The organism is Halobiforma nitratireducens JCM 10879 (assembly GCF_000337895.1).
Taxonomy (GTDB): Archaea; Halobacteriota; Halobacteria; order Halobacteriales; family Natrialbaceae; genus Natronobacterium; species Natronobacterium nitratireducens.
This window is the reverse complement of sequence record NZ_AOMA01000160.1, coordinates 39,852-65,529: the sequence shown is the minus strand read 5'-3', so window position 1 is coordinate 65,529 and position 25,678 is coordinate 39,852. Positions and strand designations below refer to the sequence as shown.

27 protein-coding genes and 1 tRNA gene are annotated in these 25,678 nt (G+C 63.9%); 12 read left to right on the top strand and 16 right to left on the bottom strand.

The window, feature by feature from the left end:
- The first annotated feature begins 45 nt into the window (after nt 1-45).
- The gene (locus C446_RS15295) at nt 46-438 is read left to right on the top strand and encodes an ArsR/SmtB family transcription factor (protein ID WP_006674034.1); all 393 of its coding nucleotides are present in this window, start codon (nt 46-48) and stop codon (nt 436-438) included.
- A 114-nt stretch (nt 439-552) separates the two neighbouring features.
- Nucleotides 553-1,296, top strand: coding sequence for an HNH endonuclease (locus tag C446_RS15290; protein WP_006674033.1), 744 nt, complete (start codon nt 553-555; stop codon nt 1,294-1,296).
- 51 nt (nt 1,297-1,347) lie between these two features.
- Here the strand turns inward: C446_RS15290 and C446_RS15285 are convergent, their stop codons facing one another.
- The 6 genes from C446_RS15285 to C446_RS15260 all read right to left on the bottom strand — a co-directional run bounded on the left by C446_RS15285 (nt 1,348) and on the right by C446_RS15260 (nt 8,237).
- Nucleotides 1,348-3,819, bottom strand: a complete 2,472-nt coding sequence (locus tag C446_RS15285) for a hybrid sensor histidine kinase/response regulator (RefSeq protein WP_006674032.1) — start codon at nt 3,817-3,819, stop codon at nt 1,348-1,350.
- A 194-nt stretch (nt 3,820-4,013) separates the two neighbouring features.
- A complete protein-coding gene (gene pstB, locus C446_RS15280; RefSeq protein WP_006674031.1) occupies nt 4,014-4,889 on the bottom strand; it encodes a phosphate ABC transporter ATP-binding protein PstB in 876 nt (291 codons plus the stop codon).
- A gap of 223 nt (nt 4,890-5,112) precedes the next feature.
- Nucleotides 5,113-5,304: a hypothetical protein gene (locus C446_RS15275; RefSeq protein ID WP_006674030.1), complete on the bottom strand. Its 192-nt coding sequence runs from the start codon at nt 5,302-5,304 to the stop codon at nt 5,113-5,115.
- An 88-nt stretch (nt 5,305-5,392) separates the two neighbouring features.
- The gene (gene pstA / locus C446_RS15270) at nt 5,393-6,328 is read right to left on the bottom strand and encodes a phosphate ABC transporter permease PstA (protein ID WP_006674029.1); all 936 of its coding nucleotides are present in this window, start codon (nt 6,326-6,328) and stop codon (nt 5,393-5,395) included.
- Nucleotides 6,325-7,254, bottom strand: coding sequence for a phosphate ABC transporter permease subunit PstC (pstC, locus tag C446_RS15265; RefSeq protein WP_006674028.1), 930 nt, complete (start codon nt 7,252-7,254; stop codon nt 6,325-6,327). The genes pstA and pstC overlap by 4 nt, the downstream gene beginning before the upstream one ends.
- Nucleotides 7,251-8,237, bottom strand: a complete 987-nt coding sequence (locus tag C446_RS15260; protein ID WP_006674027.1) for a PstS family phosphate ABC transporter substrate-binding protein — start codon at nt 8,235-8,237, stop codon at nt 7,251-7,253. The genes pstC and C446_RS15260 overlap by 4 nt, the downstream gene beginning before the upstream one ends.
- A 199-nt stretch (nt 8,238-8,436) precedes the next feature.
- On the opposite strand from C446_RS15260, the gene C446_RS15255 reads away from it, so the two are divergent.
- Both C446_RS15255 and C446_RS15250 read left to right on the top strand, forming a co-directional pair.
- Nucleotides 8,437-9,438, top strand: a complete 1,002-nt coding sequence (locus C446_RS15255; RefSeq protein ID WP_006674026.1) for a phosphate uptake regulator PhoU — start codon at nt 8,437-8,439, stop codon at nt 9,436-9,438.
- 118 nt (nt 9,439-9,556) lie between these two features.
- Nucleotides 9,557-10,003: a hypothetical protein gene (locus C446_RS15250; RefSeq protein ID WP_239639520.1), complete on the top strand. Its 447-nt coding sequence runs from the start codon at nt 9,557-9,559 to the stop codon at nt 10,001-10,003.
- A 70-nt stretch (nt 10,004-10,073) separates the two neighbouring features.
- On the opposite strand, the gene C446_RS15245 is transcribed toward C446_RS15250, so the two are convergent.
- Nucleotides 10,074-10,451: a 30S ribosomal protein S8e gene (locus C446_RS15245; protein WP_006674024.1), complete on the bottom strand. Its 378-nt coding sequence runs from the start codon at nt 10,449-10,451 to the stop codon at nt 10,074-10,076.
- A 137-nt stretch (nt 10,452-10,588) separates the two neighbouring features.
- Here C446_RS15245 and C446_RS15240 point away from each other — a divergent pair, with 137 nt between their 5' ends.
- Nucleotides 10,589-11,563, top strand: coding sequence for a hypothetical protein (locus C446_RS15240; protein ID WP_006674023.1), 975 nt, complete (start codon nt 10,589-10,591; stop codon nt 11,561-11,563).
- Between the two features lie 11 nt (nt 11,564-11,574).
- Here C446_RS15240 and C446_RS15235 read toward each other — a convergent pair whose 3' ends face one another.
- Nucleotides 11,575-13,830 carry an NADP-dependent malic enzyme gene (locus tag C446_RS15235; protein ID WP_006674022.1) on the bottom strand — a complete coding sequence of 752 codons (2,256 nt, stop codon included), beginning with the start codon at nt 13,828-13,830 and terminating at the stop codon, nt 11,575-11,577.
- A gap of 140 nt (nt 13,831-13,970) precedes the next feature.
- Between C446_RS15235 and C446_RS15230 the strand changes: the two genes are divergently transcribed.
- Nucleotides 13,971-14,459 carry a phosphopantetheine adenylyltransferase gene (locus C446_RS15230; RefSeq protein WP_006674021.1) on the top strand — a complete coding sequence of 163 codons (489 nt, stop codon included), beginning with the start codon at nt 13,971-13,973 and terminating at the stop codon, nt 14,457-14,459.
- A gap of 277 nt (nt 14,460-14,736) precedes the next feature.
- Here the strand turns inward: C446_RS15230 and C446_RS15225 are convergent, their stop codons facing one another.
- Nucleotides 14,737-15,045: a transcription initiation factor IIB family protein gene (locus tag C446_RS15225; RefSeq protein WP_006674020.1), complete on the bottom strand. Its 309-nt coding sequence runs from the start codon at nt 15,043-15,045 to the stop codon at nt 14,737-14,739.
- 235 nt (nt 15,046-15,280) lie between these two features.
- Here C446_RS15225 and C446_RS19415 point away from each other — a divergent pair, with 235 nt between their 5' ends.
- From C446_RS19415 to C446_RS15205, 4 genes are all read left to right on the top strand, one after another.
- Nucleotides 15,281-15,454, top strand: a complete 174-nt coding sequence (locus C446_RS19415; protein ID WP_006674019.1) for a hypothetical protein — start codon at nt 15,281-15,283, stop codon at nt 15,452-15,454.
- 52 nt (nt 15,455-15,506) lie between these two features.
- A tRNA-Leu gene (locus C446_RS15220) sits at nt 15,507-15,591 on the top strand.
- 429 nt (nt 15,592-16,020) lie between these two features.
- Complete coding sequence (dacZ, locus tag C446_RS15210) at nt 16,021-16,833, top strand: diadenylate cyclase DacZ (RefSeq protein WP_006674017.1); 813 nt, start codon at nt 16,021-16,023, stop codon at nt 16,831-16,833.
- Between the two features lies 1 nt (nt 16,834).
- Nucleotides 16,835-17,599: a mechanosensitive ion channel family protein gene (locus C446_RS15205; protein WP_006674016.1), complete on the top strand. Its 765-nt coding sequence runs from the start codon at nt 16,835-16,837 to the stop codon at nt 17,597-17,599.
- Nucleotides 17,600-17,666: 67 nt separating this feature from the next.
- On the opposite strand, the gene C446_RS15200 is transcribed toward C446_RS15205, so the two are convergent.
- The 3 genes from C446_RS15200 to C446_RS15190 all read right to left on the bottom strand — a co-directional run bounded on the left by C446_RS15200 (nt 17,667) and on the right by C446_RS15190 (nt 20,550).
- Nucleotides 17,667-18,995, bottom strand: coding sequence for a hypothetical protein (locus tag C446_RS15200; protein WP_006674015.1), 1,329 nt, complete (start codon nt 18,993-18,995; stop codon nt 17,667-17,669).
- A complete protein-coding gene (locus C446_RS15195; protein ID WP_006674014.1) occupies nt 18,992-19,651 on the bottom strand; it encodes a hypothetical protein in 660 nt (219 codons plus the stop codon). The genes C446_RS15200 and C446_RS15195 overlap by 4 nt, the downstream gene beginning before the upstream one ends.
- A 65-nt stretch (nt 19,652-19,716) precedes the next feature.
- Nucleotides 19,717-20,550, bottom strand: a complete 834-nt coding sequence (locus tag C446_RS15190) for a nucleoside phosphorylase (protein WP_006674013.1) — start codon at nt 20,548-20,550, stop codon at nt 19,717-19,719.
- 35 nt (nt 20,551-20,585) lie between these two features.
- On the opposite strand from C446_RS15190, the gene C446_RS15185 reads away from it, so the two are divergent.
- Nucleotides 20,586-21,077 carry a DUF488 family protein, N3 subclade gene (locus C446_RS15185; RefSeq protein ID WP_394295218.1) on the top strand — a complete coding sequence of 164 codons (492 nt, stop codon included), beginning with the start codon at nt 20,586-20,588 and terminating at the stop codon, nt 21,075-21,077.
- A 93-nt stretch (nt 21,078-21,170) separates the two neighbouring features.
- Here C446_RS15185 and cdd read toward each other — a convergent pair whose 3' ends face one another.
- Nucleotides 21,171-21,605, bottom strand: coding sequence for a cytidine deaminase (cdd, locus tag C446_RS15180; protein ID WP_006674011.1), 435 nt, complete (start codon nt 21,603-21,605; stop codon nt 21,171-21,173).
- Here cdd and C446_RS19410 point away from each other — a divergent pair, their 5' ends adjacent.
- On the top strand, nt 21,606-21,764 hold the full coding sequence (locus C446_RS19410; protein ID WP_169331372.1) for a hypothetical protein: 159 nt from the start codon (nt 21,606-21,608) through the stop codon (nt 21,762-21,764).
- Here the strand turns inward: C446_RS19410 and C446_RS15175 are convergent.
- From C446_RS15175 to C446_RS15165, 3 genes are read right to left on the bottom strand one after another with little or no spacing between them, the layout of a single operon-like run.
- Nucleotides 21,743-22,744, bottom strand: coding sequence for an ABC transporter permease (locus C446_RS15175; RefSeq protein ID WP_239639521.1), 1,002 nt, complete (start codon nt 22,742-22,744; stop codon nt 21,743-21,745). The genes C446_RS19410 and C446_RS15175 overlap by 22 nt on opposite strands.
- Nucleotides 22,745-22,772: 28 nt before the next feature.
- Complete coding sequence (locus tag C446_RS15170) at nt 22,773-24,014, bottom strand: ABC transporter permease (RefSeq protein ID WP_006674009.1); 1,242 nt, start codon at nt 24,012-24,014, stop codon at nt 22,773-22,775.
- Nucleotides 24,011-25,675 carry an ABC transporter ATP-binding protein gene (locus C446_RS15165; RefSeq protein ID WP_006674008.1) on the bottom strand — a complete coding sequence of 555 codons (1,665 nt, stop codon included), beginning with the start codon at nt 25,673-25,675 and terminating at the stop codon, nt 24,011-24,013. The genes C446_RS15170 and C446_RS15165 overlap by 4 nt, the downstream gene beginning before the upstream one ends.
- Nucleotides 25,676-25,678 lie beyond the last annotated feature (3 nt).

The window sequence follows — 25,678 nt, the reverse complement described above, 5'->3', positions numbered from 1 at the left end:
GATGCCGTCGAAAGTGTTAATTGATCAGGTACTAAAACGATCGGCATGAGCGACGCAACGGGCCGACTCGAGCGGTACCTCTCGGACGAGCTAGGCGAGTGTCACGACGAGGATCTCGAAGAGCGACTCGCCGAACTCGAGTCGCTCGACGAGGAGGTCGACGAGTCGGCGCTCGATCGCGACGTTGCGGTGCTTTCGGCGCTGGCGAACGAAACGCGATATCGTATCGTCCGGCTGCTGGTCACGGCCGACGAGGAGCTCTGTGTCTGTGAACTATCACCGCTGCTGGATGTCAGTCAGAGCGCCATCAGTCACGCGCTCTCCCAGCTGCACGACGCCGGGTTGGTCACCAGGGAGAAGAAAGGGAAGTGGCGCAAGTACGAGCCAACCCGACGTGCGATTACCCTGGTCAGCGCACTCGACGGGACTCGACGATAGCTCGGCCGAGGCGGACGTCGATCGACGAATTTCGACTTCCGCATTCGATATCGCATCCGAACCCGACGATATCCGCCGATGGTTCTTTCGTTCCGAAGCCCCCAGTTCTCACCAATGGGAAGCCGTGGTGACGACGGTGACCGTCCCGACGAACGCGGCTACGGTGAGGGGTGGGAGCAGCTCCGCCAGGAGACGCTGCGTCGCGACGGTTACGCCTGTACCCGGTGTGGAGCCGACGATCGGACGCTGCAGGCCCACCACGTCGTGCCGCGATCCCAGGGTGGACCCGACGACCTCGAGAACCTGCTGACTCTCTGTCGACCGTGCCACGGCGTCATCCACCAGTCAAACAGCTCCTTCGACGATGTCCGCGACGAGGCATCGTTGTTTCCGGACCCCGAGGCTCCGGAGCCGGTCGCCCGAATGCGTGAGCCTACCGACGGCTACTGCAGTCGTTGTGGATCGGAGTTCGGGCCGGAGGCACTGGTCGCCTGGACGGACGTGCCCCCACCCGATAGCGACGGCAACGGCGACGGCGACGCCCCGGACCACCTCACCCTCTGCAAACCGTGTGCGGGTTTCCTCCTCGAGAACGGCCCTGCCTGCACACGGGAGTCGCTTACGGCGAACCACCGGTTCCAGGTCCACGAACTCTCGGCGTGGCGACTCGACGCGCCGGTTCGGCCGAGCGTCTTTGCCCCCTCGCAGGTCGCCGTCCGTCGCGAGCCCCGGACCACCCGCGAGCGACTCGTCGACGATACGCCGCTCCGGTTCTGCTGGAACCATCGGGGGATGCGATGGCTGACGGTTTTCGCTATCGGTTACGCGGCGCTGTGGCTCTCACTCGGTGCACTGTAGTCCTCGAGTTGCCGGCCACACGAGACGGCGGGAGCCACGAGAGCTGCGCCGTTAACGAAACTCGACACCCGTGATCTCGAACCGCGTCCCGCTGTCGTCGGCGTCGGCGTCGGAGTCGGCGTCGATAACCCGAACGTCCCAGCCGTGTGCTTCGACCACCTGTTTCACGATGTAGAGGCCGAACCCGGCCCCATCGTCGGAAGTCGAGTATCCTGCATCGAACACGTGTTCCCGGGCCGACTCCGGAACGCCTGGCCCGTCGTCGGCGACGTAAAACCCCTCGCAGTCGTCCGATTCGAGCTCCCCGATCGTGACCGTCACGTCGGGGCCACCGTGTTCGACCGCGTTTCGCATGAGGTTCTCGAACAGTTGTCGAAGACGTCCGTCGTCGCCCGCGATCGTCCGATCGATATCGACTTCGAGGGTCGCGTCTGCGGTGGCGACGCCCCGCCAGCACTGGTGGGCTACCGACGCGAGGTCGATCCGTTCGCGCTCCCCGATCTCGTTCCCATCACGGGCGAGGGTGAGGAGGTCCTTGATCAGCCCGTCGATGCGATCGAGGGCCCACTCGACTTCCTCGAGGTACTCGGAGACGTTCGCGTCGTCGCTACCATCTTCCTGCTCGTCGTCACTACTTCCAGGGTCTGTCCCGTCGGCCCTGTCCGTCTCGCGGGCGAGTTCGAGGTTCCCTTTCGCGACCGAAACGGGATTGCGAAGGTCGTGAGAGACGACGCTGACGAACTCGTCTAATCGCTCGTTCTGTCGTTCGAGTTCGCGGGTTCGCTCCCGTAGCGTGCGCTCGTCTTGCAGCTGTGAGAGCTTGACTTCCGCGTGACCGACGAGCAGTTCGGCGAACTCGCGGTCGTACCGGTCGAACGCTTTGACTTTGCTGGCGACAGCTTGGAACGTCCCGAACTTCCCGATAGGAATAGTCAAGCCGGACCGGTACTCCGGATCGGCAGGTGCGGCGTCTCTGTTCCGGACGTCGTCGACGACGATCGTCTCCTGACGCTTGTAGGCCTGTACCGCGATGGTGTCTTCTTCCAGGGATGTTCGATCGTAGTACTGTCTGTCTTCGACCCCGAGCGTCCAGGCCTCCTGGACGAGATAACCGTCCCGTTCGACGTCGATGGCGACCAGATCGAACTCGAGTATCCCTTCCGCGGTCTCGGTGAGGGTCTCGTAGACCTCTGTTGGTTCGTCGGCACTACTGATTCGTCTGGCCGCGGTGTGAAGCGCGGAGAGCGTTCGTTCGCGTTCCTTTCGCTCGGTGATCGTTCGGGAGTTGATCAGAAACACGTCGGAATCGTCGTCAGGGTCGCGGAGGGGACTGTGATTCGAACCGAAGCCGGAGCCGGGGCCGATGTCGATGTCGATGTCGATATCTACGTCTCCGTCTGCGGCGGCTGCGGTACTCCCTACCGACTCGAGCCAGACCCACGAGCCGTCCTCCCGTTGGAATCGGAACTCGATCCGTTCTCTGTTCGGGTCGGACTGATCCCCGCGTTCGGTCAGTGACGAGATCGACTCCACGACCCGGTCTCGGTCGTTCGGGTGGACGTAGTCGAACGCGTTCTCGCCGACCAGCTCGTCCGGTTCGTAGCCCAGAAGCCGCTCGATCGCCGAGCTCTCGTATCTGATCGTCCCATCCGCTTCGAGGACGGTGATGACATCCATCCCGTTTTCGACGTACTCGCGATAGCGCTGTGTGAGCGTCTCGAGTTCCCGTTCCTGAACTTTCCGCTCGGTGATATCGCGGGTGAAGCCAGCCACACGGACCACCTCGCCATCGTCGTCGACGATCGGTTCCGCTTTCGTCCAGACCCAGGCGTTCTCATCTTCGCCGCGCTGGATTCGGTACTCGTGATCGACCGGTTCCCCTTCGGAGAGTCGCTCCATTTTCGCTTCGACGGCTGCATAATTGTCCGGGTGCACGTGCCGAAAGAACCCCGTCGGATCGCTCTCGAGTTCGTCGGCGCTGCGTCCCCAGACGCGTTCGTAGCCCGAAATAAACAGCAACTCTTCCCACTCGCCGTCGAACAGCCAGATACAGTCCGGAATGTTTTCACAGAGTTCCGTCAGCCGCCGTCGTGATCGCTCGGCCTGCGTACGGTATCTGCGGCGTTCGACTGCGTTCTCGATTCGGTTCGCGAGTACTGCGTACTGACTCGTGCCAGTCGCTTTGCGGAAGTAGTCGGTGACACCGGCCGAGATCGCGTCGCTTGCGACTGCTTCGCTTCCGTTGCCGGTAAAGAGGATGAACGGCATCTCGGGACGGATCGTCCGGACCTGCTCGAGGAACTCGAGGCCGTTCTGTTCGGGCATATCGTAGTCCGAGACGATGCAGTCGATGGCGGGTGTTTGGTTTTTATCGTTCTCGCTTTCGATTCGATCCAGCCCGTCGTCGACGCTCGTCGCCGTTTCGACCGTCAACCGCTCGTTTTCGCGCTCGAGAAAAGTCCCAGCGAGCTCCGCGAAATCGGGTTCGTCGTCGACATGCAGGACCCGGATCGGGTCAGTCATGGCACCGCATTACAATCTTTCGCAGTAATACTTTGTGGTCGCTCCCCCTGGGTGGGATACCGACGAAAACCCGGCCAGAAGTGTAAGTATCGGCCCGCTGGCAGCTCCGGACCGGCGTCGAAGGCAACGGTATCGCGACGCGAGACCGGGGTGACGGCCCAGTCGCGAACGCGAGGCGTCCGAACCCTCCGAGATTACCCGAACTTGCCGGTAATGTAGTCCTCGACGCGTTCGTTCTCCGGGTTCTCGAAGATCTTGTTGGTGTTGTCGAACTCAACCAGCCGGCCGCCAGTGAGGAAAACGGCCGTCTTGTCGGAGATACGAGCCGCCTGTTGCATATTGTGGGTGACGATGACGACCGTGTACTCTTCGGCTAACTCCTCGACCAAGTCCTCTATTTTCGAGGTCGCAACCGGGTCGAGTGCCGAAGCAGGTTCGTCCATCAGGATGACTTCCGGGTCCGGTGCGATCGCGCGGGCGATACAGAGCCGCTGTTGCTGGCCGCCCGAGAGGTCGAGCCCGCTCGAGTCGAGTTGGTCCTCAACTTCGTCTAGGAGCGCGGCCCGCTCGAGGGCCGTCCGGACCTTTCCTTCCACGTCGCCGTCGTCTTTCCCCTGGACGCGCAGGCCGTAGGCGACGTTCTCGAAGATGCTCTTTGGGAAGGGGTTGGGTTTCTGGAAGACCATCCCGATCTTGCGCCGCAGGGCGACCGGATCGACGTCCTCGTCGTAGACGTTCTTTCCGTGAAAACGGAGGTCGCCCTCGACGCGAGCGACGTCGATGAGGTCGTTCATCCGGTTGATCGAGCGCAGGAACGTCGACTTCCCACAGCCCGAGGGACCGATCAGTGCGGTCACCTGCTGTTCCGGAATCTCCATCGAGATGCTCTGAAGCGCCTGCTCGTCGCCGTAGAACACGTCGAGGTCACGGGACTCGAGGATCGTCTCGGACGCGTCGGGACCGCCGAGCGGAGCCTCGTCCGACACCGACCGATCGGACTCGAACTCGGAACCCGACCGGGAGGATTCGGACGTCGATACGGTTCGTGGGCCGCCGCCGTTCGCGGTCATGCGAGGTCTCTGTCTCTAGGGGAGTGGTCTCCGGCAGTTACCTGTTCCGGATTCGTTCGCCGGGTCGGTACACGCAGGCCGGCCTCGAGACCGGTTCGGGGTCGGGACGTCATCACGTGGTCGGTCGCCCTCGTCGAACAAGTACTCCGCTATGTCCGGTCCGTAGCGGGACTGAGGTCTCCGTACCGCTATGTAGACGAACACGTTCGTGACTGGACCGCGATCAGCAGGAGCGATCGGAGGCGACTGCCTCGAGTCGGCTCATCACCCGTTCAGCGTGGGACGACAGCAGCCAGCCGACGAGGACTAACCCGATATCGAGCCCGTACGGCGGCGTGTCGCCAACGAGCCGGCTACTGGCCAGAAGCAGACCGACGGTGAAGATACCCATCGTGAACAGCCAGTAGCCGACCATCGCAACTTCGGCGAGAGTCGAAGTCTTTCGTTCTCGAAACTGTCGATAGTATAATAAATTCCTGCCGGAACCGAACCGATGGAATCCGTCAGCTCCGGGGATCGTACCGATTCCGGATGTAGATCGCGACCGCGTTCATCAACAGCAGAATCGTCAGCAGGACGACGATCCCCGCTGCCGCGACGTGTTGGAACTCGTCTTCGGGCAGTTTCGCCCACTCGAATATCTGCATCGGCATCGCGCCGAACGGCCCGGTCGGATCGGTCAACTGGGGCGGCGCGAACATCGTCGTCGCCGCGCCGACCATCAGGATCGGTGCGGTCTCGCCGATCGCTCTCGAGAGCGCGAGGATGATCCCGGTCATAATGCCCGGGATCGCCTCCGGCAGGACGACGTTGCGGATCGTCTGCCACTTCGTCGCCCCCGCACCGTAGGAGGCCTGTCGCATCGAGTCGGGCACCGCCCGCAACGACTCCTGCGAAGAGACGATGACGATCGGTAGGATCAACAGCGTCAACGTCAACGCACCGGCGATGAGGCTCTGTCCGGTCTGGAGTGCCCGGACGAACACCGCCAGCCCGAGCAGCCCATAGACGATCGACGGGACGCCCGCGAGGTTCGTGATGTTGGCCTCGATGAACCGGGTCAGCGTATTGTCGGGCGCGTACTCCTCGAGGTAGATCGCCGCGCCGACGCCCAGCACCAGCGTAAAGACCGCCGTCATGACGATCAGGTAGATCGAGCCGACGATCATCGGATACATCCCGCCGGGGCCGGTCGGAAGGTCGCCGTAGTTAGCCGGGTTGTAGTGTTCGACGACCTGGGACGGCGGATACGTCAGAAACTCCCAGGTGAGCCAGCCCCAGGCCTCGACGATCACGTCGACCAGCAAGGCGACGAGCGCGACGATGCCGACCATCGTCGCCGCGACACACAGGCCGAGAAACGCCTTGCCAAGTCGGCGCTTGCGCCTGACTGCCGATTCGTCGAACTCGAAGTCTGTCGTGTCGGTCTCCGTACTCATTGGTACTCCTCACGGTAGCGCGAGCGGACCCACATGCTGAAGACGTTCATCAGGAACGTCATCACAAACAGGGTCAGCCCGATCGCAAACAGGCTCTGGTAGCCGATCGATCCCACCGACGCGTCGCCGGTCCCGATCTCGACCATGTACGCCGTCATCGTCTGAATCTCCTCGAGCGGGTTGGTCGTGATCTGGGGTAAGGCTCCGGCCGCGAGCGTTACGGCCATCGTCTCGCCGATCGCTCGCGAGATGGCAAGGATGTACGCCGCGAGAATTCCGGACAGCGAGGCGGGGAGAACAACGTTCGTCGAGACCTCGAACTTCGTCGCGCCGAGGCCGTACGCCGCGTTTCGCAGCGAATCGGGGACCGACGACATCGCGTCTTCGGCCAGCGACGAGACCATCGGCAGGATCATAATACCGACGACGATCGCCCCCGAGGCGGCGTTGAACGTTCCCGTTCCGGGGAAAAACGTCTGCAAGACCGGGGTGATAAACGAGAGTGCGAAGAACCCGTAGACGATCGTCGGGATTCCGGCGAGAATCTCGAGTGTCGGCTTCACGACTTTCCGAACTCGCGGACTCGCGTACTCCGAGAGGTAGATGGCCGTCAACGTCCCGACCGGAATCGCGATCAGCGCGGAGCCGACGGTGATAAGCAGCGTCCCCCAGATCAGCGGGAGGACTCCAAAGCTCGGATTGTCGGCCGCCCGCGGCGACCAGTTCGTCCCGGTGAAGTACTCGACGAACGATACCTGCGAGAAGAAATCGACCGCGCCGTCGACGAGCACGACGATGATCGCGAGCGTCGTCGCGACGGTGACGAACGCGCAGGCAAAGAAGACGTAGCGTGCGACCGTGTCGCCGAGGGTTCCCACGTCGTTGCCGTCCCGACTCAGGTCCAGGGGCTCGGTGTCCGTACTCATGTGTACTCCTCGATCGTCTCCTCGAGTCGGTCCTGTTGTTCCTCGATTACGTCGTCGGAGACGGCGTAGAAGCCGACCTGTCGGGCAGTTTCCTGCGTGTTCCGAAGGTAGAAGCGGACGAACTCACGGAACTCCGGCCGCTCGAGTGCCTCGAGTCGAACGTAGAGATACATCGGCCGTGACAGGGGCTGATACTCCTCTTGCTCGATCGTCTCCGGCTCCGGAATCACGCAGCCGTCACCGTCGTCGACCGCGATCAGGTCGAGGTCGTCTTCGTTCTCGTAGTAGTAGCCCGCACCGCCGAAGCCAACGGCGTGTTCGTTGCCCCGAACGCCGCGGATGATATTGTTCGTGTCGGGAGAACCGCTGAAATCGTTGCGGATGTTTCCGACGGCACCGCTGATCTGTTCGGTGAAGTAGTCGTAGGTGCCGGAGGCGGCGTCACGTCCGTAGAAGGAGATTTCCTCGTCGGGCCAGTCGTCGTCGAGGTCGGCCCACGTCTCGACGTCCGAGCCGCGTTCCCACATCCGGCTCAGTTCGTCGACCGTGAGACACTCACACCAGTCGTTGTCAGGGTGTTTCATGATCGCAATGCCGTCCATCACGACCTCGAGTTCGAGCCACTCGACGCCGTTTTCCTCGCACAGTTCCCGTTCGCCGTCGGCGATCGAACGGCTCGCGTTCTGTAAGTCCGATTCGTCCCGGCAGAACTGCTGGAAGCCGGCCCCGGTCCCGGAGCCGCTGACCGAGATTCGGACCTGGTTGTTCTCCCACATGAAGAGTTCGGCGACGAGGGCACTGTTGGGCAACAGCGTGTTCGACCCATCGATGACGATCTCCCCCTCGAGACCGCTGTCTTCTCCCCGGGTGATACAACCTGCGAGTCCAGAAACCGCGGTTCCCGCAGCGCCGAGTAGAACGCGCCGACGCGGGACGCCCCTGCGTCCGTCGCCGACGCGGTCCGTTATCGGCTCGTTTCCCATCGTTCATCTAGTGGCGATATCGCCTCTAAATACTCTACTATGTTTTCTATATAGTTCTATATGGGACAATTATTCTCACGACGGGAGAGCAGAGGGATACTGAATACGAGGTCCGTATCCGTCTTCGGCCGGCGTCCCCGGCCTCCGACCGGGTCTATAGATAGGAGCCGATTTACGTTCGGGGAGTCAACGAGGGGGTATGGAGACGCGCAAGGTCCAGGTAACGGGAGGATCGACGTACACCGTCTCCCTCCCGAAAGGATGGGCGACCGAGAACGACGTCAGTTCGGGCACGACTGTGGAGCTGTATCCCGAAGACGACGCGCTGTTGTTGACGCCCCGCAGCGAGAGCGAACGCCAGGAGGGAACCCTCGACGTCTCCGACCTCGAGGGAGAGCGGCTCACGCGGGCCGTGATGACGATGTACGTCAGCGGCTTCGACATCATCAGACTCGAGGCCGGCCGGATCACGACCGACCAGCGACGGGCGATCCGGGACGCGACCCAGAGTCTGGTCGGGGTCGAAGTGCTCGAGGAGACGACCGACAGCGTCGTCATCCAGGACCTACTGGACTCGTCGGAGCTGTCGATCGTCAACGCCGTCCGTCGGATGCGACTGATCGCGACCTCGATGCTCGAGGACGCGGTGACGGCGCTGGTCGAGAACGACGACGACATCGCTCGTGACGTGATCGAACGCGACGACGATGTCGACCGCCTCTGGTTGGTCGTCTCGCGAATCTTTCGTGCGACCCTGCGCTCGCCCCGGGCCGCCGAGGAACTCGGCGTCTCCCGCGAGGACTGTTTCGATTTTCACTCCAGTGCCCGCCAACTCGAGCGCATTGGCGACCACGCCGCGAAGATCAGCCAACTCGCGCTCAAACTCGAGGACATTCCCGAGGAGGTCGCGGAGGCACTCGTGGCGCTGCACGACGACGCTGCGGACGTCCTCGAGAAGGCGATGGACGCACTGTTCGCGGAGGCGACCGACGAGGCGAACAAGCTGGGACACGCAGCCCACGAGGCCGTCCTCGATATCGACGAGCACACCCGTCGCGTCGACGACATCCTCCGAGATCTGGCACCGGTCCAGGCACAGTCGCTCGGCTTGATCGTCGACTCGCTGTCCCGCAGCGCCGATTACGGCGGCAACATTGCGGAGACGGCGCTCCAGAAGGCAGCGCCGCGGCCGCGGTCCTGACTCCCGTCGCCTTTGTTCCCCACTCTATCCACCTCTCTCCGACTCGAGTTCGGTGGATTCGATCCTCGCGCGGGCGATGGCCGCAAGGTAGATTTAGACCGCCGAGCAAGTCGCGTTCATGGTTTCGAGACGGGGACTTCTCGTAGGTACTGCTGGCACCGTTCTCTCCGTCTCCCTGTCGGGTTGCATCGCAAACATGGATGTCGTCGACCAGTACGTAAAGGGCAACGACGCGTACACTGCGGCCGAAGAGACGCGAGAAAACGGAGACCTCGAGGTGGCGATCGATCACTACGAGCGGGCGGCCGACCACTTCGATACTGCGTACGAACTGGCCGAGAACGGCCAGGCACGGACGTTCTGTTACGAGGCGCGGGAGCTGGCGAGGCTACGGGCCGAAGCGACCCGCAACAAGCGGGACGCACGGAGCGACTTCGAGGACCCGAACCGGTTTCTGGCGGTGCCCCTCGAGGAGTTCGTCGACGACGACGACCGCGAACTGATGAACGAGTACGAGATTCGGTCGACGGCAGCCCTAGAGCGCCGGACACGACTTCCGTCCTGATGCGGCGTCCAGCCGGCGGCCGAGATGGCCCCAGAGCTGATCGACGGATGATATCGGAAAACGGAGGCCGTTATTCGTCCTCGAGGAGGACCGCGTTGACCTGCCCGGTCTGGCCGGGACGGGACGTTACGCGGGCGGTGCCTTCCGTGGTCTCGATGACCGCGCCCTTGGTGATGATGTTCCGGCGAACGTAGTTCGGGTTGGCCTCGTTCTCGACGACGTCTTCGATCTCGACGGTGACGGTTTCACCGCCTTTGTTGACGCTGGCGACATCGGTGGCGAGCGCGCGGGTCTTGGTGTCGTTGCCACGGGCGTCGACAGTGCGAAAGCGGGGTTCGCCGACTTGCGTCTCGGTCGGGTGTCGGCCGAGTTCGCTCTTTCGGCGCTTGCGAACGTTCTTCAGTCGACCGCCGGTACGCTTGCGCGTGGAGCGTCCCTGATCTTGCATACCCGGGAGAAATCGCGGCGTCTACTTGAATGCACGCTTTCACGCCGGCGACCTGTCCGTGTTCTTTTTCCCGGTTTCGTCCTCGACTCCGATCCGAATCCGCCGCTCCTATCGCCTCGCGGGACGAAACGCCTGCGATGAGTGTCTCGTCCGTTCGAAGCCGACTGCGGACCGTCGCCCTGGAGATGGACCGCAGGCTCGTCGCCGTCGGAATCGTTTCGATCGGAGCCGCCATCGTCGGCACCAGCGCGGTCGCCGGCGGCCTCGAGAACTACCTTCCGCTTTACTACCTGTACGGCAGTCTCGTCGCCGGCAACGTCACGCTGATCACCATCGTCGTTTCCATCAACCAGCTCGTGTTGTCCCGCGATTTCGGCTCGCCGGGACAGCTTCGCGACGAGATCAGACAGACGATCGACTTCCACCGGTCTGCAACCAACCGCGCGGACGTCCCGTTCGAGCCGACCCCGTTCTTCCGGGCGTCGATCGTCCAACTCGAGGCGTCCGCGTCCGCTCTCGAACGCTCCGTCGCCGGCGAGGAGACCGAACTCACGGCAGCCGTCTCGACGCTCACCGGTAGGATCGACGACCACGTGTCGACGGTTCGCGCCCGCCTCGAGGGGGACCCGTCGTGGTCGCCACCGCTGCTCGCGCTCGTCGTCGCCGTGCTCCCGGTCCGATACATGGACTTCATTCGTTCGGTCCAGCGGGTCCAGTCCGAGTTCGCCAACGAGTTGTCGTCGGCCGAAAGGACGGAGACGGCACTCGAGGAGGTTCGTACCGAACTCGAACAACTGGACGTGGCCAGATACTACTTCGTCTCGATGGCCATTCAGCGGGACCTGTCGCGACTGTCCCAATCGCTGCTCTATACCGGTGTTCCCGCGATCTTCCTGTCGATTGCGATGCTCGTTCGACTGGCGGGGTACGAGACGACCGCGGGCGCGGAGAGCACGATCGGTCTGACGGTGGTCGCGGTACTGACACTCGCCGTCGGCCTCCTTCCGATCGGGCTGTTGACTGCCTACGCCGTCCGTATCTCGATCGTCGCGAGACACGTCTCGATCACGCCGTTCGACTCACGACTCGAGCGGGAACCTCGCGAGCGGTAGGCGCTACGGGCTCACTCCTGTTGGGCGTCGACGACCGCGACGCTTGCCAGGTTCACGATGTCTTTGACCTCGTCGCCCCGCTGGAGGACGTGGACCGGCTCGTCCATGCCGGTGAGCATCGGGCCGATAGCGTCCGCGCCGCCGAGTCGCTGGAGCAGCTTGTAGCCGATGTTGCCCGACTCGAGGTTCGGGAACACGAGCACGTTCGCGGGCTCGTCGAGGTCGGAGAAGCCGTAGGTCCCCTCCAGGATGTCCTCGACGACGGCGGTGTCGGCCTGCATCTCGCCGTCGACGGGGAAGTCGACCTCTGGATCGTCCTGTAGCATGTCCGAAGCACGACGAGGCTTGCGTGTTCCCTCGTTGTCGACGCTTCCGAAGTTCGAGTACGACAGCAGCGCCGCGCGGGGCTCGACGTTGAACCGCCTTGCGAGATCGCCGGTCAGCTTGGTGACTTCCGCGAGGACGTCCTCGTCGGGGTCCTGATTGACAGTCGCGTCGGCCACGAAGACGACCCGATTCTTGAACGTCAGCATGTAGACACCGGCAGCGTAGTCGACGTCGTCGGCCGTGCCGATGACCTGTAGCGGCGGCCGCAGTGCCGAGGGATAGTGATGAGAGAGGCCGGTCAGCAAGGCGTCGGCGTCGCCCTGTTCGACCATGACGCTCCCGAAGTAGTTCGAGTCCGTCTCGATGAGTTCGGTGGCTTCGGTGCGGGTAATCCCCTTTCGCTGGCGGAGTTCGTGGAGTCGCTCGGCGTACTCCTCGTAGTCGCCGACGGACGGATCGGCGACCTGCGGTTCGAAGTCCAGTCCGAGGTTGGCGGCGGTCTGGCGTATCTCGCTCTCGTCGCCGATGAGAATCGGCGCAGCGATCCCCTGTTCCTGAATCTGATAGGCCGCGCGGATCATCTTCTCGTTTTCCCCTTCGGCCAGCGCGACCGTCTTGGGGTCGCTCTTTGCCTTGTTGAGGACGACCCGCATCATCTCCCGGGACTTGCCCAGGCGTGCCTCGAGTTCCTCCTCGTAGTCGTCGGGATCGATCTCCGTCCGGGCCGCGCCCGACTCCATCGCGGCTTCGGCGACTGCGGGTGCGACCCGGAAGAGCACGCGCGGGTCGACCGGCTTCGGAATGATGTAATCGGGGCCGAACTGGAGCGGCTCGTCGCCGTAGGCTTTCACGACGGCGTCCGGCACGTCTTCGCGGGCGAGGTCCGCCAGCGCTCGCGCGCAAGCGACCTTCATCGCCTCGTTGATCTCTGTCGCGCGGACATCGAGCGCGCCACGGAAGATGAACGGGAACCCGAGGACGTTGTTGACCTGGTTGGGGTAGTCCGAGCGGCCGGTAGCCATGATAACGGTGTCTTCGCGGGCGTCTTTGGCCTCCTCGTAGCCGATCTCCGGATCGGGGTTGGCCATCGCGAAGATGATCGGATCGTCGCCCATCGACTGGACCATCTCCTGGGACACGATCCCGCCGATCGAAAGGCCAACGAAGACGTCAGCCCCCTCCATCGCGTCCGCGAGGTCTCCCTCGGGGACGTCACGGGCGAACTCCCGTTTGTACTCGTTTACGTCACCGGCCTCGGCCCGCTTTTCGGTGATGATCCCCGAGGAGTCACACATCGTAATGTTCTCTCGCTTACACCCCAGCGAGACGTAGAACTTCGCGGTCGCGATAGCACTCGCGCCCGCACCGGAGAAGACGATCTCGAGGTCCTCGAGGTCCTTGTCGGCGACATCGGCGGCGTTGAGCAGCGCCGCGCCGGAGATGATCGCGGTGCCGTGTTGGTCGTCGTGGAACACCGGAATGTCGGTTTCCTCGCGGAGCCGTTCCTCGATAGTGAAACACTCCGGAGCCTTGATGTCCTCCAGATTGATTCCCCCGAACGTCGGTTCCATCATCTTGACGGTCTCGACGAACTTGTGGGGGTCTCCCTCGTCGAGTTCGATGTCGAAGACGTCGATATCGGCGAACCGCTTGAAGAGGACACCTTTCCCCTCCATGACCGGTTTCGAGGCCTGGGCACCGATGTCGCCGAGACCGAGCACCGCGGAGCCGTTCGAGACGACGCCGACGAGGTTCCCCTTCGCGGTGTAGGTGTAGGCTTCGTTCTCGTCGTCGGCGATTTCCATACAGGGCGCGGCGACGCCGGGCGAGTACGCCAGCGAGAGATCACGCTGCGTATTCGTCGATTTCGTCGTCGAAATCTCTATTTTCCCGGGTGGATCGGTTCGGTGGTAATCGAGTGAGTCCTCGTCGAGTCCCATATCGGGGACAGTGCGGGCGACCACTAAAAACAATGCGAAGGTGCATTTCGACGGTCGTCGAAACCATCTCGAGCAGCGTCAGACGACCACCGGGTTACCGATTCGACCGTTTTATACGGGGCGCGCAAGTGAGGTCGGGTATGGACGTCGCGCTTGGTGGGACGTTCGACCCCGTTCACGACGGCCACCGCAAGCTGTTCGAACGGGCGTTCGAACTCGGGGACGTAACCGTCGGGCTGACCAGCGACGAACTCGCGCCGAAAACGCGGCAGGTCGACCGTCCGGTTCGAAGCTACGAGGAGCGCGAAGCCGACCTCGAGAACGAACTCGAGGCCTTCGCCGAGGAGCACGACCGCGACTTCGAAATCCGCACGCTCGAGAAGCCGACCGGCATCGCACCCGAGTCGCAGTTCGACTACCTCGTCGTCTCGCCCGAAACGCGGGAAGGCGGGGACCGGATCAACGAGATTCGTCGGGAGCGTGGCCACGATCCGCTCGAGGTCGTCGTCGTGCCCCACGTCCGGGCCGAGGACGGGGACATCATCTCGAGCACCAGGATCGTCAAAGGCGAGATCGACGAGCATGGCAACGTGCTGGACGGCGAAAGGCGAAACGCAGACCAAGAGTGACTGTCGGAGATCGTCCTCCGAGTGACTGTCGGAGATCGTCCTCCGAGTGACTGTCGGAGATCGTCCTCCGAGTGACGGGAGGACGGTCGGTCGGTCGCGGCGACCGTTTCGTCCCTAACTCCGCCCTTTCCGAGGTTCCCGGGAGTAGGGGATATCGTAACCTGATCCTTCGGTAACCGTTGGGCCGATCCGTTTTCGGCCGCCCCGTCCCGATCAGTGTCTCGGTCAGTATCGGGCTGGTTCTCCGGTGTTTGTGCCCGGTGCTCGTCGTGGCTCGTCACCAACTCGGCGGCTCGAGCCCGGCCCGCTCGAGAACGGTCTTCCATCGCGTCTGGATCGAGAGTCGGGAGACGTCGGCGGCGTCGGCAACCTCGCCTTGTGTCCGTCCCTCGCCGGCGACCAGCGATGCGGCATAGACGCTCGCGGCCAGCGTCGCCCGCTTCGAGCGGTCTTCCTCGGGCACGTCGGTCAGGAAGAGGTCGGTTGCAGTCGATCTCGCTTCCGACGAGAGGTCGAGTCGATCGGCGATCCGCTCGAGTTCCTCGAGCCAGGAGGCGTACTCGATCCGGTCCCGAGCGCTGTGCATACCCGAGATATCTCGCCATCGATCATAAACCCGCTGGTGAGCGGAATTCGGCGTGTTGGCGAACGTTCGGACGGTACCAATACGGTGCTACTCGGTCCAACGTACAGCTACGAACGACTATGTGAACCGGCCGTTCTCCTGCGGTTTCACTAGGAGACGACTACTAAAGCCGCCCCGAGGCCAAAGCCGAGGCGACGTGACGCTACCCGACCGGCGGCCCCCTGGGGACCACCACATGAAAGAACCAACCTGCAAACTCGTCTGTACCGGCTGCGGCCTCGAGATGCCGTACCGGGACCGATCACTGGCAGAGCAAGCCGCGGAGCTCCATCAGCTTCGGGACCCCGAGCACGTAACGTTCATCGTTCCTCCTGACTGGTCCCCGGAGGAGCCGGTCAAACACCAATGAGCACGCGCGGGATCGACAGGTTCTTACTCGATTCGTGAAAAGGCGGGGGTGAGCGCGGGTAGCCAAGCTAGGCCAACGGCGCAGCGCTTAGGACGCTGTCCCGTAGGGGTCCGCCGGTTCGAATCCGGTCCCGCGCATTGCTGTCGCGAGCAAACTCGCGAGCGACAGCAATCGTCGAGCGGATTCGAACCCTGGGAGTCGCAGCGCGAACGAACTGAGCGACCGTCTCCCTCCGGTTCGAATCCGGTCCCGCGTACTGACTGGGTTTTGACCGAATCGAAAAACGAGAGCAGAAGTGAGTTCTTCGAGCACGACCTCGTGAGCCGAGCAGTCGATCAGTGGCTTCTCTCGTTCGAGTACAACCGCTCTACTCGAGAACGACAGGCCAGTCTGCTTCGGTCCCGTCTGCCGTTATCCGGTCCCGACGCCACTCTCGAGTTGCCAGTGTCAGTGTCGTCTCGGGACCGACCGACGATCAATCAACTCGAGTAGCGATAGAGAAAAGCGACAGACGAGCGTCAGACATCCCAAAACGCTTATTCGCGCGGACACAGCTTGTAAAAGCAATGGACGGGTTAGACGACGTGTTCGGGGACCTCTTCTCGAGTGTCGACGGCGTGATGTTGTTCTCTCCGAGCGGCTCGTACTACGAGCGGTTCGCCGACGTCGACGATGTCGACGTCATCGTCGTCGGCACCGAGAACGACGTCGGAGCGGATACCTTCGTCGAACTGCCACTGGCGTTCGACGATGTCGCCGACCGGATCAAGTTCGGCCTCGAGGGCGGGATCGAGGCGGGCGTGATCGAGGACGGGGACGAACTCGCCTGTGCGACGCGGATTTTCGCCGACGAAATCGACACCGTCTCCCGCGTGCGGGCAAGCGCCGACGATCACACTGGGATATACGATCTGTTCGCCAAATCCCGCGCCGAACCCGAGGTCATCAAGGCCGTCCTCGAGTTGGCGATCGAACTCGGGAAGAAAGGACAGAAGGGGAAACCCGTCGGCGCACTGTTTATCGTCGGTGATGCCGGCAAAGTGATGAACAAGTCCCGGCCGCTGTCGTACAACCCCTTCGAGAAGTCCCACGTCCACGTCGGTGATCGGATCGTCAACGTGATGCTCAAGGAGTTCTCGCGGCTCGACGGCGCGTTCGTCATCTCCGATGCGGGCAAGATCGTCTCCGCGTATCGCTACCTCGAGCCGTCCGCAGAAGGGGTCGACATTCCGAAAGGGCTAGGTGCGAGGCATATGGCCGGCGGTGCGATCACCAGGGATACGAACGCGGTCTCGATCGTCCTCTCGGAGAGCGACGGGCTCGTCCGGGCGTTCAAGGGCGGAGAGATGATTCTGGAGGTCGACCCGGAGGCGTACTGATATGGAGTGGCAGACGCTCATCGAAGAGCCGGCGGTTATCGCCGCCGCGGTCCTCGCGCTCGGGCTCGTCGTGGGCTATCTCGTCGGGCGGCTCAACAAGGAGTTGCTCACGGCGGCCGGGGTACCCGACGCGGTCGAAGGGACGCCGTTCGAGCGGACTGCCCAGTCGATCGGCACCTCGACCGTCGAGATCGTCGCCCGACTGAGTTCGTGGTTCATATACGGGATCGCGGTGCTGACGGCGATTCACATCGCCCAACTGCTGGATACGGACGCGTTCTGGCTGCGGGTGACGGAGTTTATCCCACAGGTATTCATCGCCGTACTGGTGCTCATTCTCGGATTTATCATCGCCGATAAGGCGGAGCTGATCGTCAGCGAGTATCTGCGGGGGGTGAAGCTGCCCGAGGTATCGGTCATCCCGAAGGTCGTCAAGTACACGGTTCTCTTCGTTACGCTCGTCATCGCGTTGGGCCAGATCGGCGTCCACGTGATCGCGTTGTTGATCCTGCTGACGGTGTACGCCGTCGGTGCCGTCATCGTCTTTACCGTTGCTTTCAAGGATTTCCTCATCTCGAGCGCGGCGGGAATCTACCTCCTGTTGAATCAGCCCTACGGGATCGGCGACGAGATTCGGATCGGCGACCAGTCTGGAATCGTCCAGGAGGTCGATCTGTTCGTCACGAAGATCGAGGACGACTCCGAGGAGTACGTCGTTCTGAACCGCAGGGTGCTCGAAGAAGGGATCGTTCGGCTGCGGGAGTGACTGTGGTGACTGTGGTGACTGTGACCGTGTCGTAGAGTGAACCAGCGCGTCCGAGCGGACGGACCTGTCACTCGAGTCGATCCTCGACGGTCGCGACGGCGTCCGGAAGCGCCGCGATCCGTTCGGCGTGGCGCGTATATTCGGCGTACTCGTGGTGCAGGGTGGCGCTTCGCCCGCGATCGGCCAGCCGTTCCAGCTTCCCGTCTTCACTGTCGAGCCACCAGTAGCACTCCCCGAGGAAGTCGCCGCCTACCGTCGGCGTTTCGGGGTCGAAGGGCGCGTCGGCAGCGCGCTCAAGTGCGGTCGCTCTCGCCGCCCGAACGTCCTCGACCGAGTCGATCCGGCGGTGGTCGCCGTCGGCGACCGCGTCGCGGATCGATTCGAACGCGCGCCGATCGATTTCGAACGTGCAGGCCGACCGCAGCGCCGCCACCAGTTGCTCCTCGGCGGCGCGCTCTCGCGTCCGGTTCGCGGCTCCGAAGACGTTCGCCGCGGCCCGACCGAGCAGTCGTTCCGCGGCCGTCCCATCGATGTCGATATCGACGAGATTCGTCGCCTGTTGGTCGTCGTCCGGGAGGTCGGCGTCGTCGATCGCCGCGAGCGAGCGGTCGAGTGCCGTTCGGAACGTCGACTCGAGGGATCGGCCGTCCTCGAGTCGGTCGTCGTGCCGCGCTGTGAGTTCGTCGACGAACTCGACTGTCGCCTCCGCGTTCGCGACCTCCCCGGCGATTTCGCCGATCTCGAGTTCGGGTGCAGTCTGCTCCCGTGGCCGATTCTCGAGCCTGTTCTCGGCGACAGCCAGTCGGTCCTCGAGACGGGACCAGAGGACGAGCGTCCGACCGGGATCGTCGCCGACGTACGACGACACGTCCCGGCGGTCCTGGAGTTCGTCGCGGATGGCCGCACGATCGGATTCGATCGTCGACCGCGTCACCTCGCCTTCGACGGCCCGGTACGCACCCGCGGCTTCGCCCGCGTAACGGCGTGCCAGTACGATCGCCCGGAACCGGTAGAACTCGTCGTCTTCGTCGGTGAGATTGTCCCGTCGGTTTTCCGCGATCTCGTGGGTCCGTTCGATGCTGGAACGTGCGGCCTCGTTCGGCACGTCGTCGGCAGTCAACGGTGACGGGATGGCCGCGAGATCGGCCTCAAGGTCCTCGAGCGTGGTTTCGACAGCGGATAGGGACGGCTGGACGGGTGCGGGTCGGCGGCGGTGTGGGAGGTCGTCCGAGACGATCGTCGCGTACTCCTCGGGTTCGAAGCGCCGCGGCGGGTCGTCATCGTCCTGAAGCGAAAACGACGTACAGCCGGCGAGCGCCGTGGCAAGTCCGGTTGCGGACGCGGTAAGCACCGAACGTCGGTCGATCGGTCGAGAAGCCGTGCGATCGCGGGTCATGTCGTCTCACTGCCGCGGTCGGTCAGCGAATCGTTCGTCTCCTCGCGCTCGCTACTGTTTCGCGCGGTGGCGTCGCCGTACCGACACGACGAGCCCTCGCTGCCGCCGAACTCCGCCGGCCGTTCGTCGTACGCGACCGGCACCCGGAGAAACGTCGCGTGCCCCTCTTCGCTCGAGACGTCGCAGTCGACGGTGGCCTCGCGCATCACTCGGCAGAACCGGAACTCGAACTGTTCGGCATCGGCGACGACGTACTCGAGACGGCGCTCGTAACACTCGCCGATCGGCCGCTGGAAGACCAGCACCGACTCCGACTCGAACGTCGTCTCATCCAGAAACGACCTGACGGCGTCCGTTCCATCCGGTTCGGCCCCGAACGAGAGCGCGGTCGCGTTCTCGGCGTCCGTGAGGAAGAACGTCTCCGCTCGACGGTCGTCCTCGGGATGTCGGACAATCGGCTCGGTCGATTCGAAACGGAGCGTCCGAACGGCGGGCTCCGTGATCGCTCCGTCGGGGAGTTCCGTCTCGGCTGCCGGTTCGTCGTCCGTCGACGGCTCCTCGAGGTCGGAATCGAGATCGGCACACCCCGACAGCGCGACGGTGGCTGCTGTGACGCCGGAGAGGAGCCTCCGACGCGGAAGATGGAGGGCGTTCACAGTCGGAAATCTCAGCGAAAACCTATAAAATCTATAGCTATAGGAACGCTCTGTACAGAGATGTCTCAGATCTCCTCGAGGTCCAGGGAGAGTCCCGCGTGCCAGCGGTCGACGCCGGCTTCGCGTTTCGCCTCGTCCATCTTCGCCAGGACGTGGGTCGCAAGCGTCGCCGTCTCGGCAGCCCGTGACTCGCCTTCGGTGCGGAACTCGCCAGTTTCGCGGTTCGCGTAGACGGAACAGACCGCACCGGAACGGAGGCCATAGAGGTTCGCCAGCGTCATGATGGCGCTTGCCTCCATCTCGATGTTCTTGACGTTTGCCTCCTTGAGCTGGTCGACTACCTCGTCGGAACCGGCTGCCTCGAACCCGTCGTAGCCGGGTCGACCCTGGCCCGCGTAGAAGGAGTCGGCACTCATGGTGACGCCAGTGTGGTACTCGTAGCCGAGGTGTTCGGCCGCCGCGACGAGTGCGGTGACGACCTCGTGGTCGGCCGTCGCGGGGTAGTCCTCGCGGACGTACTCGTCGCTGGTCCCCTCCTGGCGGACGCCGCCGGTCGTGACGACGAGGTCGCCGACGTCCATCTCGGCCTGGAGCGCACCACAGGAACCGACCCGGATGAACGTGTCGCTGCCCACGCGGGCCAGTTCCTCGACGGCGATCGCGGCGGAGGGGCTGCCGATCCCCGTCGAGGTGACTGAGATCGGCGTCCCCTCGTACGTTCCGGTCGCCGTCCGGTACTCGCGGTGGTGGGCTCGAATCTCGTGGTCGTCCCAGTGGGCCACGATCTTCTCGAGTCGTTCGGGATTGCCCGGCAGGAGCACCGTGTCGGCGACGTCCTCGGGGCCGACCTCGAGGTGGTACTGTACGTCCGCGTTCGGATCTTCGCTGTCGGCTGGCATTCGACCGCGACAGTTCGGGCCGGCACCGTATATAAATGCGGGGCGTGCGTACCGCCGGTACGACACGGGTACCGAGTCGAGCGCCGGGGACGAGGTCGGAACGCTCGAGGACACGATGTCGCCGCTGTCCAGCACGACCTCGCGGAGTTGCCCCCAGATGCGACGCTCGCCGGGGTCGTCCGCCGACCCACGCCGTGGTCGACAAGAACCACGCTGAGTTAGGCCCGCCCGCGGCCCTGCTCGCGACGGTCACGGACGCCGAGGCGGAACCGAAACTGCAAGGACTGTGCGACGATGGCGCTGACGACGCCGCCTGGGACCGAGTCGACTTCGGCGACGCGTACCGGGAGTTCCTCGAGACCGACGCCGATACATGTGCGGCGCTTGCCGACCTCGAGTTCTGGCTCGCGGCGGGCGAGTCGATCGCGCTGGTCTGTGACGAGAGCACGGAGCAAAAGCGGTGTCACCGGACGGTTCTGCGGGCGCGACTCGAGGACCGGCTCGCAGGCGACTATAGTAGCTACTAGAAGCCAGTGCGCACCTGCTGGCCAGACGGGTCGGTGATCAGTGTGCAGACCGTTGCAGTTGTTACTATAGACCACCTCTGGCCCGAATCGCCGTCACTCCGACTCGAGGGTCTCCTCGCTGATCGTGTTCGGCAGGAGTTCGCCCAGAGTATACTCCGTCGGCTCCTCGCCGTCGCCTTCGTCACAGAGCACGCGGAGGTCGTCGTCGCAGAACTCGGCGAGCGTCTGCCGGCACATTCCGCAGGGAGTGACGGCGTCGCGCCGGTCCGAACTGACCGCGAGCCGCGAGAACTCGCGGTGGCCGCTCTTGACTGCCTCCGCGATCGCCACCTCTTCGGCGTGCAGGGAGTTCGAGAAGTTCGCGTTCTCGAGGTTACAGCCGACGAAGACCTCGCCGTCGGCGGTCTCGAGGGCAGCGCCGACTCGATACTCGGAGTAGGGGACGTGGGCGGCCGACTGGATATCGCGGGCGCGCTCGAGGAGGGACTGGTCGTCACGGTCGCTTTCGTTGGCGTTCTCGGCGCTCATGTGACCTGTGCGGGCGAGGAGGAGCAAGAAGGCATCGACCTCGGAGAGAAGAGAAGGAGAGAGGAGAAAGGAGAGAAGAGAGACGAGAGAGGAGAAAGGAGAGAAGAGAGACGAGAGAGGAACGAAACGCGAGTCGATCAGTCCTCGCCGGATTCGTAGTTCTCGCCGGCGGCGTCTGGCAGTCGGGTCTTCCCGACGAACACCAGGACGACGATCACCGTCACGTAGGGGATCGTTCGGATCAGCTCCGTCGGAACGGCGTAGCCGGCCGCCTGGAGCCGGATCTGGATCGCGTCCAGACCGGCAAAGAGGAACGAGCCACCGAGGGCACCGATCGGGTGGTAGTTCGCGAACAGGTAGGTCGCGATGGCGATGAATCCGCGGCCCTGGATGTCGGTCTCGCCCCCGCCCGCGAACGTCCCGAGTTGACCGAGCGCGAAGCCGGCACCGCCGAGTCCGGCGAAGACGCCGGAAAGCAGGACCGCCGTGTAGCGGACCTTGCGTACGTCGACGCCGGCGGTGTCCAGTGCCTTGGGATTCTCGCCGCTCGCGACGACCCAGCGACCGAAGCTGGTCCGTGAGAGTAGATACCAGCCGAGGACAGCCGAAATCAGCATGAGCCAGACCTGTGGCGGCGTATCGAACAGCAGGTAGCCCACGAGCGGGAGCTCGGAGAGCACCGGCACCGTGACGTTGTCGAAGGTCCCGACGGTGTCGGTGTTGGGGCTGCCGAAGACGATCCGCGAGACGAACGGCGCGAGCCCGAGCGCGATGAGCCACACCGCCAGCCCGGCGATGATCTGGTCGGCCTTGAACTCGATGCAGACGACTGCGAACACGAGCGCGAACAGCGTGCTCGCGATCACGCCCGCGAGCATCCCCCACCAGTGGTGGGAGACAAACAGCGTCGACTCGCCGGAGCCGAGCCAGAAGGTGACGATGACGCCGGTAAACGCCGAGACGATGAGCAGCCCCTCGATCCCGATGTTGATGACGCCGCTTTTCTCGGCGAAGATGCCGCCGATAGCCGCGAGCGCGATCGGAACCGCGAGACGCAGCGTCGCCGTGTGCGTGCTCGGACTCGCAAACAGGAGAAAGAGCAGGGTCACGATGACGCCCCCGAGGAGGACGGCTTGCATGTACGTCGAGTCCGGCAGCGGGAGGCGTTCACGCATCGGTCTCACCTCCGTCGTCGGTCCCGCCGCCATCGGCCCAGACGGGTTCGTCCGGTTCGACGTGGAGATACCGTGCTCCGATCATCCGGAAAAACTCCGGCATCGCGACGAACAGGATGATGAGCCCGCTGAGCACGCCGACCAGCTCCGGCGGTACGTCGGTCGCGGTGCCGATCGACTGGGACCCACTCTCGAGGATGCCAAACAGGAACGCCGATGCCCCGACACCCAGCGGGTTGTTCCCCGCCAGGATCGAGACGGCGATCCCGTCGAAGCCGAGATCCGGCACGTTCTCGAGCCAGCGGCCGTGGACCATCAGTACCCAGAACGCGCCGCCGATGCCCCCGAGCGCACCCGAGAGCGTCATGCTCGAGACGACCATGCGCTTGTCGTCGACGCCGCCGTAGGCGGCCGCCTGGGGCTGGACGCCGCTGGTCCGCAGTTCGTAGCCGAACGAGGTGCGGGCCAGTAGCCAGGCGATACCGATCATCAGCAGGACGGCGAAGGCAAGCGCAAGCGTCGAGAAGTCCATCGTGCCGCCGAACCCGAAGGGAAGGTTTGGAATCTCGGCGTACTCCGGGATCGGCTCGGTCTGTGGGTTGCTACTGTCGGGGTCCTGGAACCGCCAGGACAAAAGCGTCGAGGTGATCCCGACCGCGACGAAGTTGAGCATAATCGTCGTGATCACCTCGTTTGCGTCCGCGTAGGCCTTCAGCGCCCCGGGAATCGCCCCGAAGAGCCCACCGAAGACCGCGCCGGCGAGGACGCCAATCGGGATGAGCACGACCGTCCCGACGAAGCCGCCCGGAACGATCGCCGCCGCGTAGACGACGGTGACGGCGGTCGCCAGCGCGCCGACGACCAGCTGTCCCTGGGTCCCGATGTTGAACAGGCCCGCACGGAAGGCGACGGCGACCGACAACCCCGTGAATATCAGCAACGTCGTCTGCTGGAGCGTCGTCGCCAGGTTGAAATTCGTCGGCGACCAGCCGCCCTCGAGCGGGTGGCCGAGCGCCCCGAGGAACAGCTCGTAGTAGACCTGTATCGGGTTGTAACAGAACGTCCACCCGGCCAGATCGAGGCCGGTTCGGCAGGACGCGAATCCACCGGAGACGAACACGAGGACTGCGCCGACGATGATCGACGCGAACAGCGCCGCCAGGCTGACCGCGATCCGTTCCATCGCCGAGGCGTGGATCAGCCGATCGAGGAGCCGTTCGATCCGCGCTCTCATTCGGCATCACCCCGATCGCCGGTGGCAACGGTATCAGTTGGCTCGTGTCGCTCGGACGGGTGTTCACCGGCCATCAACAGCCCGAGTTCCTCCTCGGTGATCTCGTCGGGATCGGTCACGTCCACGAACTCGCCCTCGTAGATGACCGCGAGCCGATCCGAGAGGCTCTGGACCTCGTCCAGTTTGGAGGAGACGAGCAAGACGGCCACCCCCTCCTCGCGCAACTCGAGCAGGCGGTCGTGGATGAACTCCGTCGAGCCGATATCGACTCCTCGGGTGGGATGGGTCGCGACCACGAGGTCGGGGTCGCGCTCGAACTCGCGGCCGACGATGAACTTCTGCTGGTTACCGCCCGACAGCGAGACCGCGTCGGCGTCGGCGTCCGGCGGTCGCACGTCGTAGGTCTCGATGATGTCCTCGGTGTGGTCCCGGACGGACGCCCAGTCGATTCGGCCGCCGTTTGCGAATTCGGCCGAGCGCTGACTTCCGAGTACGCCGTTCTCGACGAGGTCGAACGACATGACAAGCCCCTGTTCGTGGCGATCCTCGGGGATGTAGGCCATCCCGGCGTCGATCCGTTCGCGACGGGACCAGTCGGTTACCTCCTCGCCGTCGAACGTGATCGTCCCCTCGTCGGGTGTCCGGAGGCCAGTGATCGCCTCGATCAGTTGTCCCTGTCCGTTGCCGTCGACACCCGCGATCCCGAGAATCTCCCCGCTGTGGACCTCGAGGTCGATACCGGAGACGACCTCGACTTCGCGCTCGTCTTCGACGACGATGTCGTCGGTCGAGAGTACCACGTCGCCGTTCTCGCGGGGTTCGACGTCGGCCTCGAGTAACACCTCGCGGCCGACCATGTACTCCGCCAGTTCCTCCTGGGTCGTCGCGGTCGGATCGACCGTGCCGACCGACTCGCCGTCACGGAGGACGGTGATTTCGTCGGCGGCGTGGGTCGCTTCGCCGAGCTTGTGGGTGATGAAGATGATCGTCTTTCCCTGCTCGGTCAGTTCTTCGAGGACGCTGTACAGTCCCTCGACTTCCTGGGGGGTGAGGACGGCGGTCGGCTCGTCGAGGATGAGGACGTCCGCACCGCGGTACAGCGCTTTGAGGATCTCGACGCGTTGCTGTGCGCCGACGCTCAGGTCGGCGACCGTCGCTCCCGGATCGACGTCGAACCCGTACCGATCGCAGAGATCGCGAATCTCGCGGTCGATCCGTTCGCGGTCGACTGCCAGGCCGAACCACTTCCGGGGCTCGTTTCCCAGGGCGATGTTCTCGGCGACGGTCATCGTATCGACCAGCATGAAGTGCTGGTGGATCATCCCCACGCCAGCGTCGATTGCATCCCGCGGGGAGTCGAACGCCCGTTCCTGTCCGTCGACGACGACGCGGCCACCCTCGGGCTGGTAGAGCCCGTAGAGAACGTTCATCAGCGTCGTCTTGCCGGCCCCGTTCTCGCCGAGCAAGGCGTGGACGGTTCCCCGTTCGACGCGGAGGTCGACGCGGTCGTTGGCGACGACTCCTGGGAACCGCTTCGTAATGTTGTCGAGGTGAACGGCGAGATCGCCCCCGCCATCGCCCCCGGCCGTCCTCGCAGTTCCGTCCCCGTGTTCCACACCTCTCCCTCCGTCGGCAATCGTACCCGTGCCGGAGTCGGTCATGCG

Excerpts from the sequence above, each read along its gene's own strand:
- cdd (WP_006674011.1), bottom strand. The coding sequence starts at position 21,605 with ATGAGCGCCGAGAACGCCAACGAAAGCGACCGTGACGACCAGTCCCTC.
- C446_RS15260 (WP_006674027.1), bottom strand. The coding sequence starts at position 8,237 with ATGGGAAACGAGCCGATAACGGACCGCGTCGGCGACGGACGCAGGGGC.
- C446_RS15245 (WP_006674024.1), bottom strand. The coding sequence starts at position 10,451 with ATGCAAGATCAGGGACGCTCCACGCGCAAGCGTACCGGCGGTCGACTG.
- C446_RS15275 (WP_006674030.1), bottom strand. The coding sequence starts at position 5,304 with ATGGTCGGCTACTGGCTGTTCACGATGGGTATCTTCACCGTCGGTCTG.
- C446_RS15295 (WP_006674034.1), top strand. The coding sequence starts at position 46 with ATGAGCGACGCAACGGGCCGACTCGAGCGGTACCTCTCGGACGAGCTA.
- C446_RS15290 (WP_006674033.1), top strand. The coding sequence starts at position 553 with ATGGGAAGCCGTGGTGACGACGGTGACCGTCCCGACGAACGCGGCTAC.
- pstA (WP_006674029.1), bottom strand. The coding sequence starts at position 6,328 with ATGAGTACGGAGACCGACACGACAGACTTCGAGTTCGACGAATCGGCA.
- C446_RS15240 (WP_006674023.1), top strand. The coding sequence starts at position 10,589 with ATGAGTGTCTCGTCCGTTCGAAGCCGACTGCGGACCGTCGCCCTGGAG.
- C446_RS15200 (WP_006674015.1), bottom strand. The coding sequence starts at position 18,995 with ATGACCCGCGATCGCACGGCTTCTCGACCGATCGACCGACGTTCGGTG.
- C446_RS15165 (WP_006674008.1), bottom strand. The coding sequence starts at position 25,675 with ATGACCGACTCCGGCACGGGTACGATTGCCGACGGAGGGAGAGGTGTG.
- C446_RS15170 (WP_006674009.1), bottom strand. The coding sequence starts at position 24,014 with ATGAGAGCGCGGATCGAACGGCTCCTCGATCGGCTGATCCACGCCTCG.
- pstC (WP_006674028.1), bottom strand. The coding sequence starts at position 7,254 with ATGAGTACGGACACCGAGCCCCTGGACCTGAGTCGGGACGGCAACGAC.
- C446_RS15185 (WP_394295218.1), top strand. The coding sequence starts at position 20,586 with ATGCGGGGCGTGCGTACCGCCGGTACGACACGGGTACCGAGTCGAGCG.
- pstB (WP_006674031.1), bottom strand. The coding sequence starts at position 4,889 with ATGACCGCGAACGGCGGCGGCCCACGAACCGTATCGACGTCCGAATCC.
- C446_RS15255 (WP_006674026.1), top strand. The coding sequence starts at position 8,437 with ATGGAGACGCGCAAGGTCCAGGTAACGGGAGGATCGACGTACACCGTC.
- C446_RS15225 (WP_006674020.1), bottom strand. The coding sequence starts at position 15,045 with ATGCACAGCGCTCGGGACCGGATCGAGTACGCCTCCTGGCTCGAGGAA.
- C446_RS15205 (WP_006674016.1), top strand. The coding sequence starts at position 16,835 with ATGGAGTGGCAGACGCTCATCGAAGAGCCGGCGGTTATCGCCGCCGCG.
- C446_RS15230 (WP_006674021.1), top strand. The coding sequence starts at position 13,971 with ATGGACGTCGCGCTTGGTGGGACGTTCGACCCCGTTCACGACGGCCAC.
- dacZ (WP_006674017.1), top strand. The coding sequence starts at position 16,021 with ATGGACGGGTTAGACGACGTGTTCGGGGACCTCTTCTCGAGTGTCGAC.
- C446_RS15250 (WP_239639520.1), top strand. The coding sequence starts at position 9,557 with ATGGTTTCGAGACGGGGACTTCTCGTAGGTACTGCTGGCACCGTTCTC.
- C446_RS15285 (WP_006674032.1), bottom strand. The coding sequence starts at position 3,819 with ATGACTGACCCGATCCGGGTCCTGCATGTCGACGACGAACCCGATTTC.
- C446_RS15190 (WP_006674013.1), bottom strand. The coding sequence starts at position 20,550 with ATGCCAGCCGACAGCGAAGATCCGAACGCGGACGTACAGTACCACCTC.
- C446_RS15175 (WP_239639521.1), bottom strand. The coding sequence starts at position 22,744 with ATGCAAGCCGTCCTCCTCGGGGGCGTCATCGTGACCCTGCTCTTTCTC.
- C446_RS15235 (WP_006674022.1), bottom strand. The coding sequence starts at position 13,830 with ATGGGACTCGACGAGGACTCACTCGATTACCACCGAACCGATCCACCC.
- C446_RS19415 (WP_006674019.1), top strand. The coding sequence starts at position 15,281 with ATGAAAGAACCAACCTGCAAACTCGTCTGTACCGGCTGCGGCCTCGAG.